This window comes from Deltaproteobacteria bacterium (assembly GCA_019309045.1).
Taxonomy (GTDB): domain Bacteria; phylum Desulfobacterota; class Syntrophobacteria; order BM002; family BM002; genus JAFDGZ01.
Genome location: JAFDGZ010000020.1, coordinates 12787 through 29866, shown reverse-complemented (window position 1 = coordinate 29866; position 17080 = coordinate 12787). Strand labels below are relative to the sequence as shown.

Annotated in this window: 14 protein-coding genes; 8 read left to right on the top strand and 6 right to left on the bottom strand. The window is 52.2% G+C overall.

Features of this window, described 5'->3' with window-relative positions:
- The first annotated feature begins 205 nt into the window (after positions 1 to 205).
- The 3 genes from JRI89_06145 to JRI89_06135 all read left to right on the top strand — a co-directional run bounded on the left by JRI89_06145 (position 206) and on the right by JRI89_06135 (position 3992).
- Complete coding sequence (locus JRI89_06145; protein ID MBW2070821.1) at positions 206 to 1528, top strand: DUF4139 domain-containing protein; 1323 nt, start codon at positions 206 to 208, stop codon at positions 1526 to 1528.
- Positions 1529 to 1677: 149 nt separating this feature from the next.
- Positions 1678 to 2811 (top strand): hypothetical protein, encoded by a 1134-nt coding sequence (locus JRI89_06140; GenBank protein MBW2070820.1) that lies wholly within the window; start codon positions 1678 to 1680, stop codon positions 2809 to 2811.
- A 398-nt stretch (positions 2812 to 3209) separates the two neighbouring features.
- Positions 3210 to 3992: a cyclic nucleotide-binding domain-containing protein gene (locus tag JRI89_06135; protein ID MBW2070819.1), complete on the top strand. Its 783-nt coding sequence runs from the start codon at positions 3210 to 3212 to the stop codon at positions 3990 to 3992.
- 101 nt (positions 3993 to 4093) lie between these two features.
- Here JRI89_06135 and JRI89_06130 read toward each other — a convergent pair whose 3' ends face one another.
- A complete protein-coding gene (locus JRI89_06130; protein MBW2070818.1) occupies positions 4094 to 5245 on the bottom strand; it encodes a cysteine desulfurase in 1152 nt (383 codons plus the stop codon).
- 137 nt (positions 5246 to 5382) lie between these two features.
- Between JRI89_06130 and JRI89_06125 the strand changes: the two genes are divergently transcribed.
- Together JRI89_06125 and JRI89_06120 are read left to right on the top strand one after the other, a co-directional pair.
- Positions 5383 to 5553, top strand: coding sequence for a hypothetical protein (locus JRI89_06125; GenBank protein ID MBW2070817.1), 171 nt, complete (start codon positions 5383 to 5385; stop codon positions 5551 to 5553).
- The gene (locus JRI89_06120) at positions 5540 to 5944 is read left to right on the top strand and encodes a cyclic nucleotide-binding domain-containing protein (GenBank protein MBW2070816.1); all 405 of its coding nucleotides are present in this window, start codon (positions 5540 to 5542) and stop codon (positions 5942 to 5944) included. Before JRI89_06125 ends, JRI89_06120 begins: the two co-directional genes overlap by 14 nt.
- Positions 5945 to 6354: 410 nt before the next feature.
- Here the strand turns inward: JRI89_06120 and JRI89_06115 are convergent, their stop codons facing one another.
- From JRI89_06115 to JRI89_06100, 4 genes are all read right to left on the bottom strand, one after another.
- Positions 6355 to 7137, bottom strand: coding sequence for a glycerophosphodiester phosphodiesterase (locus tag JRI89_06115; protein ID MBW2070815.1), 783 nt, complete (start codon positions 7135 to 7137; stop codon positions 6355 to 6357).
- Positions 7138 to 7327: 190 nt separating this feature from the next.
- Entirely contained in the window at positions 7328 to 7888 is a 561-nt protein-coding gene (locus JRI89_06110) for a GNAT family N-acetyltransferase (protein MBW2070814.1), read from the bottom strand.
- A gap of 70 nt (positions 7889 to 7958) precedes the next feature.
- Positions 7959 to 8516: a GNAT family N-acetyltransferase gene (locus JRI89_06105; protein MBW2070813.1), complete on the bottom strand. Its 558-nt coding sequence runs from the start codon at positions 8514 to 8516 to the stop codon at positions 7959 to 7961.
- A 199-nt stretch (positions 8517 to 8715) separates the two neighbouring features.
- Complete coding sequence (locus JRI89_06100) at positions 8716 to 9591, bottom strand: class I SAM-dependent methyltransferase (GenBank protein ID MBW2070812.1); 876 nt, start codon at positions 9589 to 9591, stop codon at positions 8716 to 8718.
- A gap of 239 nt (positions 9592 to 9830) precedes the next feature.
- On the opposite strand from JRI89_06100, the gene JRI89_06095 reads away from it, so the two are divergent.
- On the top strand, positions 9831 to 11879 hold the full coding sequence (locus JRI89_06095; protein MBW2070811.1) for a HEAT repeat domain-containing protein: 2049 nt from the start codon (positions 9831 to 9833) through the stop codon (positions 11877 to 11879).
- 13 nt (positions 11880 to 11892) lie between these two features.
- Positions 11893 to 13089, top strand: a complete 1197-nt coding sequence (locus tag JRI89_06090; protein MBW2070810.1) for an HD domain-containing protein — start codon at positions 11893 to 11895, stop codon at positions 13087 to 13089.
- A gap of 306 nt (positions 13090 to 13395) precedes the next feature.
- Here JRI89_06090 and JRI89_06085 read toward each other — a convergent pair whose 3' ends face one another.
- Positions 13396 to 15261, bottom strand: coding sequence for an HDOD domain-containing protein (locus JRI89_06085; GenBank protein ID MBW2070809.1), 1866 nt, complete (start codon positions 15259 to 15261; stop codon positions 13396 to 13398).
- 448 nt (positions 15262 to 15709) lie between these two features.
- Between JRI89_06085 and JRI89_06080 the strand changes: the two genes are divergently transcribed.
- Positions 15710 to 16936, top strand: a complete 1227-nt coding sequence (locus JRI89_06080; protein ID MBW2070808.1) for a cyclic nucleotide-binding domain-containing protein — start codon at positions 15710 to 15712, stop codon at positions 16934 to 16936.
- Positions 16937 to 17080: the final 144 nt, after the last annotated feature.

Sequence of the window (17080 nt, the reverse complement as noted above, 5' to 3'; positions counted from 1 at the left end):
AAAGTTTGCAATAAAAAAACAACTTCCACTTTCATCTTCCCTGCTCCGGGTTCCCCATTCTGCATTACCTTACGGTTCTTGCATTTTTGTGGATAATGGGGCATTGTGAAGGCATTGATTTCCTGAGAAGAGCTATAGAGATCCCACGTCATGCCGAGCCCCCAGGCCAATGCCGGGGCCAGACATCCTGTGGCAAGGAGTTCCCATGAAAGGCATCATATTCACTACAGTGGTCATTATTGCTCTTTGCTGCCCCAGCTGGGCAAAGGTGGATCTGGTAACGCTGCCAGGCAGAGATTCGGTGCAGCTCACTATATACAATTCTGCCGATCTGACTCTGGTTCGTGAGCGCCGGGTTTTAACTTTAAAGAAGGGACTGAACGAACTGCAATTCTCCTGGGCAAACACCCTCATCGACCCCACCAGCCTGGAAATGGTGCTTCGCTCTCATGCCGACCGCATCGATGTCCTGGACCTTACCTATCCGCCCCGCATCCAGAATCTGGGACTCTGGCATATCAGAAGCGGCATCAGCGGCAAAGTGCCGGTTGAAATTGTCTATCTGACCAGTGGCCTCACATGGCGAGCCTTTTACCTGGGAACACTGGCTAAGGATGAAGCCAGCATGGAGTTGCAGGCCTTTGTGCGGGTGAGCAACCACAGCGGTGAGGACTATGAGAAGGCCCAGACCAGGGTTATTGTTGGCAGGGTTCACCTTCTCGAGCAAATTGCCCGGTTGGCCCGGCAGCGTTATCCCTATGGCAGGCCGGGCATAGCCGCCCCACGGCCCGAGATGCTTGCCGGGAAAAAGGCAAGGATGGCGTTCGAAGAGGCGGAGGCGCGAGCAATCCCAGCAGCTCTGCCAAAGAAGATTGAGAAAGAGGCCATAAGTGAGTATTACCTGTACACTATTGAAGGCCGGGAGAGCATTGCGGATGGCTGGTCTAAACGGCTGCCGAGTTTTACGGCTGCCAGGGTGGCGGTGACAAATCTTTACAAGTTTGATGAGGAGCGCTATGGCGCCGGCGTGGTCAGGTTCCTGAAATTCAAGAATGACAGGGAGCACGGCCTTGGCTTTACTACAATACCTGGGGGGGTACTCAAAGTGTATCGGCAGGTGGGGGAGACATCCCACCTCACCTATGAAGGACAATCAAGGTTCAAGTATGTCCCTATTGGCGAGGATGTGGAGTTGAATCTGGGCAGGGTGGAAACTGTAATGGTTGAACCCAAGCTCATGCACTACGAGACCAGGAATTACCTTTTTGACAATAAAGGAAATGTCAGCGGCTGGGATGAAGTGCGCCGCTTTACAGTACTGCTCAAGAATACCAGGAATGTAGCGGTAGGCGTGGAGGTGTGGCGCAACTTTTCTACATCCAACTGGGATATAGAGGTCACGGGGGATTACGATCATTACCAGAAGGTTGATCTCGATACAGTCAAGTTCACTGTGCAGCTGCCGGCAAACAGTAGCAAGAAGTTTTCTTATAGGCTCACCAGCCACCATGGGACAAGGGCAGAGTAGGTGCGGCAGCTGAGCAGGCAAGGTCACGGCCGTCTGAATTCGCCTGAGGTATGGGCTGCGGCCCGCCAAAGAGACGGTTGATTTCTGCAGGCTGGAGGCAGCCCTGACCACCTTGTCGAGAAGAGCAAAGAGATGCACAGGAGGACAGAGTGAGAAGAGCACAGCTTGCTATGACCATAGGGTTCTTGGCAGCCCAGTTGATTCTGGCGGCGCCGACTGGGGCGCGCATCAAGATGGTGGCTCTGCCCGACAGACTTGGCACGGTGATACGGCTGGATAATCCACAGGCCACCCTTATTGAGGAAGAACGCCTCCTGACCTTGCAGGAGGGCATAAACAGGATAGACTTTTCCTGGAAGGGGGTAAGCATTGATCCTGATTCTATCCGGTTTACCGTGCTTTCCCATCCTGATCGGGTGAAGCTGCTGAATGTGAGTTATCCTCCCCACGAAGATGCCCTGGTATGGGAAATTAGCAGCGCTGGTGCCTGGGAGGAAAAGGTTCGTGTCAGCTATCTGTTGGCGCACATAGACCGTCTGGTGGCATACAAGGCAGTGGCAGACAAAAATGAACAATACGTTGATTTACGGAGTTTCTTGATACTGCGCAACTTCTCCGGAGAGGATTTTCACAAGAGCAGTATATTTCTCAACTATGGTGAACCATTCGCTGTGGAGATAAATCACGAGGAAACCAAACGGTTGCTTCTTTTTCATCAGCACAAGGTTCATATCGAAAAAGTCTGGACATTCGATGCAGCGCTGCAGCCATGGGATCCGCAGGAGGTGAGCGGCAATGTGGGTATTCCGGTGAGCTATCGCCTGGGCAACAGCAAAGCAAATGGTCTGGGAGAGGCTGCCCTCTGGCCCGGCAAGGTGCGAGTATATCAGGACGATGGTCACCACAGCACCATCTTTCTGGGAGAAGACAGAACCGGCCTGGTGCCTGTGGGGGAGGACATGGAGATCAGCATTGGTAAAAGTAGAGATATAGTGGTGACCCAGCGAAAAATGTCCGAGAAGAGGGTAAATGTCAGACGAAATAGCGACAATGCGGTGGTGCTCTATGACCTGGAAGAGGTGATCAAGGCAAAAATTGAAAATTTCAAAGAGAATCCCGCAAAACTCACCATGATCCAACATATCGATGGCCAGTGGGACATGGTGGAATGCAATATGAAATACACACGCCAAGATGCCTATACCCTGCAGTTTGACATAGACCTGGAGGCCCATGGGGAGAAAGAACTCTACATGCGCTACCTGCGGCGCAATCTGAGGTGAGGGGGTGATGGTTATCGGTTATCGGTTGATGGCAGGATGAAAGTGCACCTGATAACCAGTAACGTTAACTAGGCGTGACAGGGGATTGGAGGCACGGCAACGAGTTGGTAGCCGCAGGCTTCAGCATGCGTTGTCCTGTGTTGATATCTATTCCGGCGAGCAATTGCACCATATTTTGCCGCGATTCAATAAACTTTTTCCTTCACACCTTCCATGAAGCGGTTTCTTTTCTTGATCAGCAAGCCAAGCATTGCTCAAGCTGCTGCTGACGCTCATGTTGGCATCTTTATTGCGTGTCAACATATACGTCTGCATCTGTGTGGCAGCAATGGAAGAGGGTTGAACCTCTTGCTGACTCGTGCATAGTACGATTCAGTGATTTGCTGCTTGTCCTCAGTATGGACTCCAAAGAAGGCAGCAGAGGTGATGCTATGGTTGCGGTGAAGAAGTTCAACAAAGGCCAGGTGATTATAGAAGAGGGAAGCGTTGGCTCCGTAGCCTACGTCATACGGTCTGGCAGTGTGCAGGTGTCCAAGAAAGTGGGAGGTGAAGAAGTAGTCCTATCCAAATTGGGCGTAGGCAGCATTTTTGGTGAGATGAGCCTGATAGATGAAAAACCGAGATCCGCTTCCGTTACTGCTCTCGAGGACACCGAGGTGCGCGTGATTGACCGGAAGTCTTTCGAATCGATATTGGAGCAAAACCCCAAAATGCTGTTGCCTGTGCTTCGGCAGGTGTTCAGCCGTGTGCGATATCTGAACCAGATGGTTGCTGCTTTTTGTGATCCCACCGAGATAGAGGCCCAGGAGAGCGAAGCACTGCTGATCACTATCAGAGCCCTCACCGAAGAATCTCGACGGGCGTTGGGAAGAGAAAGCGTGCAAATTAAGAAAATTCCCTTCCAAATCGGCAGAGCCACCAAACAGAGCATATTCGGTACCAATGATCTAGACCTGCAAGATATAGAACCCTACCAGATATCTCGCTGCCACTGTCTGATAACCGCGGTAGATGGTCAGTACTACCTTGTTGATTCAGTGAGCAGCAAGGGTACCATTGTCGATTCCGTGCGAATCGGCGGCCGGGAAGAGAGCAAGAGATTTGCTCTCAGCAAGGGCTCGCATCGACTCATCCTGGGTGCTGTAAGTTCACCGTATGTGTTTGAACTCACCGTGGGATAGCAATGCAATAAATGGTGTGAGATGAACAGCCCTCTCCGCCAGGTCGTCCAAGTTGTGGCGCTGCCCCACCGAGTTCCTCAGTGTTCTGGCGCTAGAAGACACTAGGGCGTCCGGTCTTTCTCTCTTGCCAGTCTGCGCACGGCCTGGACAATGCTGTCAGCGGCCTGCAGAATCTCCTCTCGAGTAGTTGTTCTGCCTGTACTGAAGCGAACCGTGCCCGCGGCATACTCCAGGGGCACCGACATTGCTTCGAGAACCGGAGATATTGTTACAGTGCTGGCATGGCAGGCAGCGCCTGCCGAAGCAGCGATTTCTGTCACCTCCGAGAGCAAGGCCCCCACTGCCACATTCTTGAAGCCCACACTCAAGGTGTTGGGTAGACGTTGCTGAGGATGGCCATTCAAGCGCAGCTCAGGGATTCGTTCCTGCAGAGTATGGAACAGCAAATCGCGCATTTCCTGCATGTGCTTCATGTGGCTGGCCATATTGCGGGCGGCTATGTCACACGCTTTGCCAAGGCCCACTATTTGCGACACGTTTTCAGTGCCGGCGCGGAGGTTCTGCTCTTGAGAAGCACCGTGAATGAGCTTATCCAGTTCTGTACCCTTTCGAACATAGAGGGCGCCCACACCCTTGGGCGCATGGAGTTTGTGGCCTGCTACAGACAGAAGATCAACCTGCAGTTCACTAACTCGTGTAGGTATTTTGCCAACAGACTGGGCGGCATCAGTATGACACAGTATGGAGTGGCCTCTGGCAATAGCACCAATTTCGCCAACGGGCTGAATGGTTCCCACTTCATTGTTGGCGTGCATGATGGTAATGAGGATGGTTTGCGGTCTTATGGCTTGTTCCAGCTGTTGTGGGTCCACCAGGCCGAACTGATCTACCGGCAGATAGCTTGTCTCGAAACCTCTCTCTTGCAGATACTTGCAGACTTCGATTACCGCAGGGTGTTCGACAGTGGAAGTAATGATGTGGTTGCCTTTGTGCTGGTGTCTGAAGGCGACTCCCTTGATTGCCATGTTGTTTGCTTCGCTGCCGCCGCTGGTAAAAATGATCTCCTCGGGCGCGCATCCCAGCAGGGCAGCAACCTGCTGCCTGGCCTGCTCAACAGCCTTTCTTGCCTGCAAACCGAACCAGTGTGAACTGGAGGGGTTGCCGAAGTGCTCATGGAGGTAAGGCAGCATAGCTTCAGCAACCTCCGGGTCAATGGGGGTGGTGGCATTGAAATCGAGATAAATAGGTTTCATATTCATAGACCTGTAGTTGAAAAATACAACAATGAAGCGGATTCGTGGTCTGCCAAGAGTTAGAAATACAGCCATGCTCTGTCGAGCTGCACCCTACTTTGGAGACACAGGGCAACATTACTTATAGCAGGACAAATATGGTTTTTCCATTAGAACATAATCGTGTTATTATCTCCACATTTCGCTTTGAAACGCTTGTTGCCATGGCTGTGGCGCCAATGCATGGCGCTGATGCGAGGGCTTACTGCTGCCGCTGGCATCAGCTTCTTGGGGTCATGAAGGGAGGGCGAGGCGGTGTCTGGCATTGATCAGTTTTTTATTGTCGAAGAGGAAGAATACCGTAACGGGGATACCATTTTTCGAGAGGGAAGCCCCACAGACTGGCTTTATGTGGTGCTGAAAGGGCAGGTCAAGGTGCAGAAGAATACCGCAGAGGGCCTAGTGACGGTGGCCACCCTGAAGGAGGGGGACTTTCTGGGCGAACTTGCCTTTCTGGAGACTGGCAAGGTGCGCAGATCTGCCTCTGCAGTTGCTGTAGAAGAGGTGAGGCTTGGCGTGCTCGATCGAGACAGATTGGAACGAGAATACAATTCACTTTCTCCGGACTTCCGCAAGGTAATTCTTACCCTGGTGCACAGGCTGCGGGCCACAACCGAACGTGCAACAAGACTCGCCGCCCAGGCGAGGCAGCCATCATAGACATTGGAGCCACTGCTTCTCTTTTGTATCTGTGGCTCAACGAGCAGATTTCATTGAGTAAGCAATTCCTCCTGCCATTTACCACGGATCTACCTGTCGCCGTGGGACGCTGGTCCTGAAGCAGGGCGGGTCTCCGTACCCGCCTGAACGCAGGAGATGGCCGTTGGACCATACGAAGAGCAGCCCTGCGAGAATGAGGTATGCTGGTTTTTCTTATGTGTATGGCAGAGTGATGCTGCTCCTACAAGTCGTAAGAGATATCCACCTACATGCGGGAGCGGTATACTGCCGCGCTGGGAGACGGCTAGGGCTGCGGCCGCGATGCGCGCATCGTTAGCGGCCAGGCATGGCATGGTAATTTTTAGCGTTGCCGTAAGCTGGTTGCCGATAGGGGCTTTGTTACCACAGCCCTATGCACTGCCCCCCGCACCTTTGCCAGACCTGCCAAGCATTTTCAGCAAACGATCGGGATAGTCGGTAACTATGCCATCTATGCCCAGTTCGACGAGTTGACGCATCTTGCCAATACTGTTCACAGTCCAGATGTGTACTTGTAGATTGTGACTGTGGGCTGCCCTGACAAACCGTCTGGTAAGTAAGGGGAAATGGGTTGTAAATGCAGGTAGCTGCAAAGCATGATAGCTGGCTGACCTGGGTGCAGCTCTGCGGCAAAGCGTGGCGAGGGCTATGAACAATCGTGCTTCTTCTCTTGCAGCCGAGGTGGCAACCTCAGGACAGGTGCGGCGAAATTGCCTAATTGTCTTTGCCGGGAAAGATGCCACTACTATGCTGTCCTTGAGGCGATGCTGGCGAATCATTTGGCACAGTGGCCTGACAAGAGAGGGAGTCTGCTGTTTGATATCAATATTCATTGGCGTCTCAGGCAGGGATTGCAGAACTTCTCGCAAAGTGGGGATAGTCAAGCCCTGGCCGCGGTAGGGAAATGTCAGACCATTGTCCCGAGACCACCAAAAGCCCGCATCAAGCTTCTTGAGTTCCTCCAAAGTATAGCTGGAGACTGGTCCAGAGCCATTTGTGGTTCTGTCGACAGTGTCATCGTGGATCAACACCAGCACCCCATCTGCCGTGCTGTGCATGTCTGTTTCCAGAACATCTGCCCCAAGAGAGATGGCTTGCTCGAAGGCATAGAGGGTGTTTTCGGGCCAGAGACCGGCGCCGCCACGGTGGGCCATAACTAGAGGTTTAGGCCGCTCTTGCTTAAAGAAGGCATGATTGCTCACGTTACCAATTCGTGCACTTTAGCAGAGTACCACAGAAGCCTGCTGTATTATTGTCGCCTCAGTCCAGAGTGGGCTCAGCCAGCCGGTCCCAGCATATGGGAGTGGTAAAGATGCTCAATTTCTCACTTTGGATGATGATAGGCTAGAACCTGTACTCCCGCTCTTCTTTCAGTTCCAGGATCATCAGGGCAACGTCGTGGGTGCGGCCGTCCTGAGTCATAAAGTAGTCGTCGATATCAGCCACCCGTTTGAATCCTAACTTGCGGAAGGCCTTGATCACGTTGACCTGGTCGACCACAATCTGGCCCTCGAGAAGTCTCAGACCCAGGTTTTTCGCCAGGGCAACGAGTTCCGATACCATGACGGAGCCGAGGCCGATGCCCCGGAATGCCGGGGCCAGGAATATTCTCACCTCTGCGGTGTGACGCTTGGTCCCTGTACGTCGATGAAGAGAAGCATCGCCGATGATCTCTTCGTTGCGGACAGCCACAATCGGTATTACTTTGTCATAGTTCAGTTCCCTCACCCAAGAACCAACCAGCTCCGGGTTTCGGACATCCTCCTTGAGGAACAGGACATCCTCAGCCGAAGCCTGTTGAAAAAGGGCCACCAGTTTTTCTTGGTCAGCATGGACCAAAGGTCGAAACAGGACTCGAGAGCCGTCTGCCAGCGTGATAAATTTTCTGTAAGTGCTCACATTCATTTGAATTCCTCCTCCAGATATAGCCAGCACCGCTACAGTCAGACCATGGTCAAACGGCAGCTGGGTCAAGCTAGAATTCAGGTGGCCGCAAATCATATACCATTACTGAGATACTGGCATATTGACCACTCTGGTCTTTCACCAGATCGTTGAGCACGGAAATGCGCTGGAAGCCACAGCGGCTGAAGGCTTTGATAGCTGCGATGGACTTGACTGGAACTTCCACCATGAGTTTTTCCAGGCCGAGCTCAGTTGCCAGGGTGATGATGTCTTTGATCAGCACACTGCCCAGTCCTTTTTTCTGGAACTCCCTGGCTACCACCACGCGCACGTCGCCAAGATGCTTTTTCCAGCCGAATCTTCGCCGCTGCAAGGTGATATCTCCCACTATTTGTTCCTGGACCTCGGCGATGATGGGCAGCACCAGGTCAAAATTCAGATTATCCACCCAACCGGCGACCAGATCCTTGTTGGTCACATCGTCTCGAAGGTAGAGGCGGTCTTCGGCTGGGACTCGGGAAAAGAAATCGATGAGCTTGGCCTTGTCTTTCCGGGCTAGCGGTCGCAAAGTGACCTGCGTGCCATCGTTGAGGACCACCGAGTGAGGGTAGCTTTTCAGTGCCTCCATGTTCAGGTCTCCTTCCTATCTCAATGATGCAAACTGTCAACACGGGCTACTCACCGGGGAGCAGATCTCTATTTTCCAAATTTGCAGAATCAAGGACACAGAAAACAGAGAGATGCCTCACAAGGGAGCTCCTCAGTGATTCCCTCGAGAATGCTACAAGATGATGCTGGACAATGAAAGAGAAAAATGTGCTTGTTGTTCATTTGCTGGCAATAAAGGTGAAGGCTGCAGTGGTAGAGAGAACTCGATATGTTTCACTCCATCTGTAGGCTGCAGTTCTCCGATACTGATGCTTCCAGCAGAGTCTGTGCAAAAAATGTGTTGGAAACATCAGTGCTTTACTGAGTTTCTTGGGAAACTTTGGAAAAAGTGCCATCGACGCTGCAGCAGTAAAAATTGACCAGCCTTTGCTCGGCGCAAGATGGGTTACTGTCAGGCCTGCCTGCGAGAGAAGGTCGGCAACTCCGAGATGAGTAGGGTGATAGAAGCTCAGATCGTGGTAGGGTTCCAAGAATGCTACAGTGCCGATAAGCTTGCCCCCTGTTCTCATTACTCGTGATATCTCTGCACTCACTACCAGAGGATAACGCACGTGCTCGAGCACTGCCAGACAGAGGACAAGTTCCACGCTCGAGTCAGCCAGTGGGATAGCATGGGCGTCAGCCAGTATTGTTGATCCTGGGGAACGATAGTCTATGCCGCAGTAGGCAAAGCCACAGTGCTCCAGGACTTCTCTATGGACCTCACTACCGCAGCCCAGGTCAAGGGCAATGCTCTTTGTCGTTGTTGCCCGGGGAAAATGACTGAGGATTTCCACATCGAGGTGCGGCGGCACTGGTAGTCCGGAGAAATCAACTGCAGGCCTCGGGTGCCTGACAAGCCTTTGCAATTGGATGTCAGCCGATAAATCTTTGCTATCGCCTATTGTTACCGAGATGCAACGCCTCTGGGGTTCCCGCAAACGAAGATCTAGCTGTCCTCTCTGGTTCACTGGATATTGCTGACGACAGAAATCGCAGCAAAAACCGTCTGTGGTCTCCGACAGCACCGCTTTGCACTGGGGACATGCCAGCATACTCCTGATTACAGCCGGCAAGGGAAGTCTTGAGGCAGAGTTGCCTTTGCTGCGGTTGCTCACTATTGCATTCTCCGGTTTACAGATTTCCTGTAATTGTTCCTTTATTTTGACAGGTTACTTGGTGATAGTAGGTGGTGGCCTCAAATTTGCATCAACAATCTACGCCCCGATTATCCACAAATTTTGGACAGAAGTCAAAAAGAGGCAGAAGATGCCCCTGTCGCCTGGTGGTGATCATGGCTGAGGACAAAAAAAGCAGCAATAAATCTCTTCCTGGCCCTGTGCGCGATTTTCTGGTCGCTTTTATACGGGTGCTGAATACTGCCAGACTCTATGCCAAGACCCATGACCTTTTCAAACAACACAGCAAAGAGTTTCAGGCAAAGCTGGCGATTATTTTCCAGGGGCGGGACTTTCTCTTTCTCGGTTTTGCCAGAGATGCCTTGTACTGGGAGGGTGATTTCTACCGGGTGGCGGAACCCGCTTTGAACAAGTTCGTCTCTTTTATTCATGCCTTGAGAATTTCTTACATTTTGGTAGACAAGGGTGTCAAACTGGCAGAGCTCGAAACTGTGGTGGAGCTTATTGCCACCGCCCGCCGCGGCCAGGGAGAGGCCATTGATGCTGCCTTGAGTCGAGAAAACATCCAGCGGGTGCGAGTAGGCTTTGTGGACTACTCTATCTTTTCAAGCGCTGCTGCTGTTTCCACGAATTTTGCTGCCAACAGTTCTGAAGAGGCTATGTGGAGGCAGCTCATTCTTGTCCCTGCCGGGGCTGGCATATTTCATCTTCATCCAGAGCAGATTGGCAAACTGTTGCGTGTATGGCAGGATGCCAGAGAATTCCAGAAGCTGCTGGAGCAGTTGGATGCATCTCTCAGCACTTCAGAAGTTGCTGGAACAAACAGTGCCAAAGGCGTGCTGTTGGCAAATTTTATTCAAAATCTTGCCGCCACCCTTGCCAGTGTGAATTCTGCAGAAAGAGCCAATTTCGTCCGCCAGGTGAGCGTTGCTCTGGAATCCCTGGAGCCGGAGCTCAGCATGCAAATCCTTGGTGCTGTGGCTGCTCCAGGAAAGACTTCCGGGGAGAATACTATTATCCATGAGCTTGTGCAGGAGATGCCCGACCGCCAACTGGTATGGCTGCTGGCAGCAACCGTGGAACATGACACGGCTCTGGCCCCCCATTACAGGAATCTCTTTCAGCATGCGCTGGCAAGATACAGGGATCCTGCGGTACTGCTCACTCTGGTGCGCTCAGAAATGCACAGGACCTTGGAAGAGGGCGAAAGAGATTTCCTCAGCAAATGGCAGCTTCTCGAGCAGCTCATTGTAGAAAGGCAGGAGGCAGAGGAATTAAACGAGCAGTACCGCAAAGAAATCGAAGGACTCAAGACCACCCTCCACCTTGATATGCCTCTTGCCGAAGATGAGGAAATTGATCGTCTCTTGAAGACATTATTGCCCGAGGTGCTCCAGGTCTCCAGGTGTGAACTCATCATCGAGTTGATCGACAGGGATCGGTCGCCATGGGGCGAGGCCCTGCTCCTGCCTCTGCTGCAGGATGTGGGCAAGACTATCAGCCGGCTCATAAATGACGACAGATTCCTCAATGCTGGTCTGATGCTCCGTCAGCTGTATCTCAAGCTGGCCAATCATCCGCAACGAGATCTTGCCGCCCGTACCATAGAGTCGCAAATGAGCGAGGATGACATAAGAACTCTCCTGGAGCATCTTATTGGAAGATGCAAAACATACAGCCCAAATGAGACAGTGGCGATCAATGCAGTGTGTCAGCTCTTTGTCGGGAAGGCCGGCAGCTTTCTGCTGGATGTGCTGGAGTTGACGGAGGCAGAGCAGAGCGAAAAGCACCGCTGGCTTCTTGCTACCCTGGGCAGTCTTGGAACTGGACTCAGCAAACCTTTGAGCCGCAAGCTGCAAACAGCATCAGAAGCACTGCTGCCCCGGCTTCTTTCACTTGTAACTATATGTGAGGCAAAGCGATGTCTCCCCCAGGTCGAAGGGCTGTTGAACCACCGCAATATGCAGGTAAGACTGAAAGCCATCGAGGTTCTTGGGAAGATGCGGGCGGATGGGGTGGTTGCCAGTCTCAGTGATATGCTCATGAAAAAGTCCTGGTTGAGAACCAGAAAAGATATGGTTCAGAAGAAGGCTGCTGCTCGCGCTCTGGCAGAGATAGGCACGGCTGGAGCAAAGTCAGCCCTGGAGAGGGCTGCCCAACAGTGCCGCGGTGACTTGCGCACCTTGTGTCGCAGTCTTCTTTGAAAGAAGGTGCAGGATGACAGTGATCGCTCCAGAGGAGAACACAAAACTGCATGCTTTCTACCGGAGTGTGGTGCTGCAGTTGTTCGGTACTCTGCGCGCTCTCAAGCTCTATCCTACAGGACACCCCGAGATAGAGAAAAAAACCGGCTTACTGTTTTCTGCTCTCGATAAATATCTGAAACTGCATCCCAATCTGACCATCCTTTTCGTACCGCAAGAGGTCGTTGTCGAAAACGTACCGTTTCCGGATATTGGCAAGACCCTGGCAAGAGTCCTCGAACGACTCGAACAGCTGAAGCTGCAACGGCTCATGTTCAGTCGTGGCCTCAAAAAAGAAGAGCTCCTCCGTTTCCTGGACATTCTCCTCAGACTTCTCGAGACCTCTGCCAATAAGGAAGGCGCTCCACTGGATTCTGGCATCAAGCAGCTGCCCCACGTTGCTGTGGGTAGTTTACCGCTCGATGTCAGCAGCCAATTTTCTTTCGAGGAGCTTGCCGGCGCATTGAAAGGCTCGCGTCAGGCACTTTTTTCTCTATCGCAGCAGTTGAGGGACCTGTTTGCTGGAGTGACCACCACACTGTCTGCTGCCAAACTTTCCATGGCCCGGGAAACTGTCGCCAGCATATACCGCATGGCTGTAGACGGAGAGATACCACTGAAGATGATCATATATCAGCGGCATCCCGAACCGGAGCCGTTCCTGCACGCTTTTAATGTGGCTGCTTTCAGCATGATCCTTGGACGACAGCTGCATCTCGAGGAAGGTGTGCTTCTCGATATAGGGCTGGGCGGTCTGCTGCATGATATCGGATTTCATCTCTTTGCCACCTCGGCAGAGTCCATGAGTACCACCTCGAGCCTGGACCTGAAAATGCAGAGCTGGGAGCATCCAATACGGGGGGCCAAGTTCCTGGCGGCAAGTAAAGGATTGCCGGAGTTGGTACCCATCGTGGCTTACGAGCATCATCTTTACTATGACGGTGGTGGCTTTCCCCATCAGGAGCGACCCAGGCAGCTCAATCTGGCCAGCCTGGTGGTTGCCATAGCCAATGCATTCGACAACAGGCGTGAACATCGGCCTGGTCGCGCTGCATTATCACTGGCGGACACCATTCGCTGGATGGACTCCCAGGTTGGCACTCGTTTCCACCCTGTGCTCTACAAGCGGTTCCGAAGGCTCATCAGGTCTCAATCGGAAGGAGAGCTATAAGAGCGGTGCATGATACGACGGTTGGGCGTCTTCCAATGATCTTTTCTCAGCTGATTTTCATCCGTGCTTGAAAGCGGAGCAGGTCCATTTTATATCCAGGTCGTGGCTAGAGAGCCACTCTTGCAGGAAATTGTCTTATGGTGAGCTGTTTGAGCAGGAGCGGTTCTCTAACCGCAGTCCAATAGATTTTTTGCCCTAGACTGGCTCCCCTGTATGCTATCCTATGTATCTTGCAGCCTTTTTACCCCCGGAAGTGGCATCCTGCTGAGATTCAAATCGAGTCATGAAGTACGGCTCGTGGGGCCTCTAGGCTTCCAATTCAGTGGAACCGCTGTCCGCCGGGATCTGGCAGCAGTCAGCATTCTCAGCTAGGATTGAACCATTGTCCAACTTCTCCCTGGACCACTGAATAAGCCGCTGGATAAAAGAGCTCTTCTTGGTATTGATGCCAAGAAATTCAGAATAATTCAGGAGCTTGTCCACAGCTCCTTCGAGCAAAGTGGCAAGCTCTGCCGGGGTTGTGGTGAGGCTGGGCTGAAATCTACAGGCAATTTCCTCCAGAGTTTGCAGCTTTTTCTTGGGTGCAGTAGTGGCGGCAGCAGCCGAGAGCTGGTTAGCAAGAGCTGAGAAGTGGCGCAGTAGATCTAGAGTGGAGCTCGGCTTCTCCACTTTTCCTTCGGGCAGACTCCGCATGCTGTAGACTATTCTCTCCGGGAACTTCCATTCTTTTGCCACATTCACTCCGAGTTCATCGTAAGATATGCCAAGAATGAGACGAGAAGCTGCCTGTTCGTCGAATCCCCTCTTGAGCACCAGTTCCTCTATCTCTATGTATTCGTCGGAAAAATAGTATGCGGCCAGGTTCTTGCCGAGGTCGTGGAAAAGGGCACAGATGAAGGCCTCTTCCCTTTCCTGAATACCCAGCATCATTGCCAGGTCCCGGGCAATAATGGCGCTGGTGAAGGACCTTATAAGAGGATCTCCCAGCCTGGAGGAGGTGGATTTTCCATGCAAATGGGTGAACAATATGAGACTGGTTGCTGCCAATCTCACCTGTTCGAAGCCGAGGAGCACCACAGCCTGGGAAATGCTGGTTACCCCTCCAGTAAACTGGCCATAATAGGCGGAGTTTACCAGTTTCAGCAGCTTGTTGGTCAGAGAGTAGTCGTTGAGAATAACCTGGGCGAGTTGTTTGGCGGATGCTGCACTGGAGGAAGAGGTCATATCGTTTACCTGGACGATATAGTTGGACAGTGCAGGGAAGTCGCTTTTCTGGCGCATGCGCCGCAGGAGAAATTCTACGGTGCTGTGCGTCCCTGTGCCCCCGGGCCCCTTTATACTGGCTGCCGGCTGTTTGCTCTGGTATAGCTCCAGAGCGGTTTTCATTTCCTGGGCATCGGCATACCTGGAAGAGGCGTCCTTTTCGAGGGCCTTGAGTATTATGCGCTCCAGTTCTGGGTCCACCTTTGGATTCAAGCTGGTGGGCGGCACAATGGGTTCGTTTACTATTTTGTACATCACAGAAAAATCATTGTCACCATCCACAGCAGCAGTGCCCACCAGGAGTTCGTAGAAGATCAAGCCGAGAGCAAAGACGTCAGAGGCCGGGGTTATGGGTTTGTTGGCGAAATGCTCCGGGGACATGTAGCGCAGTGTGCCTCGGAGATCAGCAGCAGTCTCAGCAGAGCCGTTGAGCATCTTTGAGATGCCGAAGTCCATTATTCTCGGAACTCCGTTGCTGCCAATAAGGACATTGGCCGGACTGAGATCCCGGTGAATGATGCCGCGCTGATGAGCATAGGCCAGGCCATCGACTATCTGTGTCATAAGGCCCACAGCACCAGGAATAGGGAACTGGTCCTGCGCTCTGATCAACTCTTTCAAAGAGGTCCCATCGATATATTCAAAGACGAGATAGGGCAGATCCTTGTGGGCCCCCACCTCGAAGATGGGTATGATGTTGGGGTGTTGCAATTTACTCACTATTCTTGCTTCCTGAAGAAGCTGCGTCCGCCGGTCGCCGCCTGCAGGACTTCGCGCGTTGAGTGTTTTTATGGCAACTTTGCGTTCCAGGTAGGGATCAAGGGCCAGGTATACCGTACCTTGAGAACCTTTGCCGAGCTTGCTCAGAACCTTGAAGCGGCCAATCTTGTCGAGCTGCTGGTTTTCCATCTTACTCCTCGAACTTTCTAGCGGGCCTTGCTTGATCTAGAAGCAAACTCTGTGCCGGCCACAGCAACAGGTGACGGCCGCTCAAGATAGGTCCGGTTTTTGCATCCACAAGACAACCGCAGGCGACCATTGCTGCCCGAGTTGGATACCATGGCCACCAGGCTTGGCTCGGTCACAGTGCAGGATATGGGTGGCTATACTTCTCTTCTTCTGCCAGTGCCATATTGGCTGGTAGAGGCTCACAGTGGGTAAAATTCGATTCTCTGCGGGAGGAATCCACACTGCTGGCAAAGCAAATCACTCGAGGTCTGCTCGTTTTGTTTGTGAGGTGGCAAGACCGTGAACGAGCAGTGGCGTGGTCAAGGGCTGCAACATAGACAGTGACAATGACCGCAGTTGGCATCTTTTCACGGTACCGGAGTTGGCTTGGTTTCCGGGAGGAATAGTGGTGGCACTGAAATCTTATTTTGCAATTGAAGAAGGCCTTCTGGGCGAGAAGGTGTTTGCCATAGAAGAACACCTTACCATCGGCAGGAAGATAGACAACGACATCCACCTGTCGGATCGCACAGTATCAAAGAAGCACGCCATAGTTTATCGCCGTGACGGTCAATGTATTGTGGAAGATCTTGGCAGCTTTAATGGTACTTTTGTAAATGGTGAACAGATCAAAAAGGCAGTTCTCGTCAATGGCGACAAGATCCAGATTGGCAAGGTGAAGCTGCGTTTTTTCCAGGAAGATGAATCCACAGCGCAGATAGATCTGAAGGATACCCATGAATTTACCGTAACCAGGACCGACGACTCACATTGCAGCACTCCTTCACGCAGTTCCAGGAGAGTGATCGAGGCCATATCCAAGGTTCCCCTTTTTCTCGGTCTCAATGAGGAGGCCCTGCGGCGGATAGGTCAGGCTGTGCAACTTGTCACCTGTGATCAGGGAAAGACCATCATTGAACAGGGAGAGTGGGGCGACTCTCTTTATGTAATTCTGGACGGCAAGGTCAGGGTATTCACCTATGACGATCAGGGCGGTGAGGTTCTGCTCGGTTACCTTTCGGAAAACCAGTTTTTTGGTGAGATTTCCCTGCTGATAAAGGTGCCCCGAACCGCCATGGTGCAGGCAGAGCAGGATACTCTCCTTGGCAAACTGAGCTTTCAAGCAGTACGGCAGATTATGCAGGAGTTTCCGATTGTGAAGGCCATGCTGGAACAGTATCAGCGGGAACGCTTGCAGGAGCTCGAAAAGAACAAGAACATCAGGCCTTTTGAGCGGCGTCGACATCCGCGGTACCAGATGGAGCTGGAAGCCAGATTTTCAGTCTCACCCGCCAGTGGGGTCTCTATTGCCACAGCAGACACAGAGTATTCCTGCATTACGACCAACATTTCAATATCAGGCGTTCGCGTCAAGGTGAAAGAGCCATCCCTGCTCGAGCTGCCGGTGGGGTGTCAGCTGCGCATGGAAATCCTCCTGCCAGCTCCGTGGGATTCAATTCGCTGCATCGGCACTCTGCGAAATCTGTCTGAATCATCCGATGAGGAGCACTGGGTATATCTGGGTGTCGAATTTACCAATATACTCACCACCTATCAAAAGAGACTGGAACGTTTTCTTTTTGAACACACCATGAACATGGCCTCAACAGATGACTCGGTTCAGTTCGGGGAATGAGGCCGGCAGGTTACTGACCTGGATGTCAACAGTCAATCTATATCTTTGCTGTGTGAGCGGCATGCTGCCGCGATCGAGCAAATCTTTTTTTTCCTCTCACCATATTTTCACCTTTGTTTGCGGCCACGTATTCTGTTGTACTCC

Bases quoted from the DNA above. Each gene is read 5' to 3' on its own strand.
- JRI89_06145 (MBW2070821.1), top strand. From the start codon at position 206: ATGAAAGGCATCATATTCACTACAGTGGTCATTATTGCTCTTTGCTGC.
- JRI89_06100 (MBW2070812.1), bottom strand. From the start codon at position 9,591: ATGCTGGCATGTCCCCAGTGCAAAGCGGTGCTGTCGGAGACCACAGAC.
- JRI89_06095 (MBW2070811.1), top strand. From the start codon at position 9,831: ATGGCTGAGGACAAAAAAAGCAGCAATAAATCTCTTCCTGGCCCTGTG.
- JRI89_06125 (MBW2070817.1), top strand. From the start codon at position 5,383: ATGGTTTTTCCATTAGAACATAATCGTGTTATTATCTCCACATTTCGC.
- JRI89_06130 (MBW2070818.1), bottom strand. From the start codon at position 5,245: ATGAAACCTATTTATCTCGATTTCAATGCCACCACCCCCATTGACCCG.
- JRI89_06110 (MBW2070814.1), bottom strand. From the start codon at position 7,888: ATGAATGTGAGCACTTACAGAAAATTTATCACGCTGGCAGACGGCTCT.
- JRI89_06090 (MBW2070810.1), top strand. From the start codon at position 11,893: ATGACAGTGATCGCTCCAGAGGAGAACACAAAACTGCATGCTTTCTAC.
- JRI89_06105 (MBW2070813.1), bottom strand. From the start codon at position 8,516: ATGGAGGCACTGAAAAGCTACCCTCACTCGGTGGTCCTCAACGATGGC.
- JRI89_06115 (MBW2070815.1), bottom strand. From the start codon at position 7,137: ATGGCCCACCGTGGCGGCGCCGGTCTCTGGCCCGAAAACACCCTCTAT.
- JRI89_06085 (MBW2070809.1), bottom strand. From the start codon at position 15,261: ATGGAAAACCAGCAGCTCGACAAGATTGGCCGCTTCAAGGTTCTGAGC.
- JRI89_06135 (MBW2070819.1), top strand. From the start codon at position 3,210: ATGGACTCCAAAGAAGGCAGCAGAGGTGATGCTATGGTTGCGGTGAAG.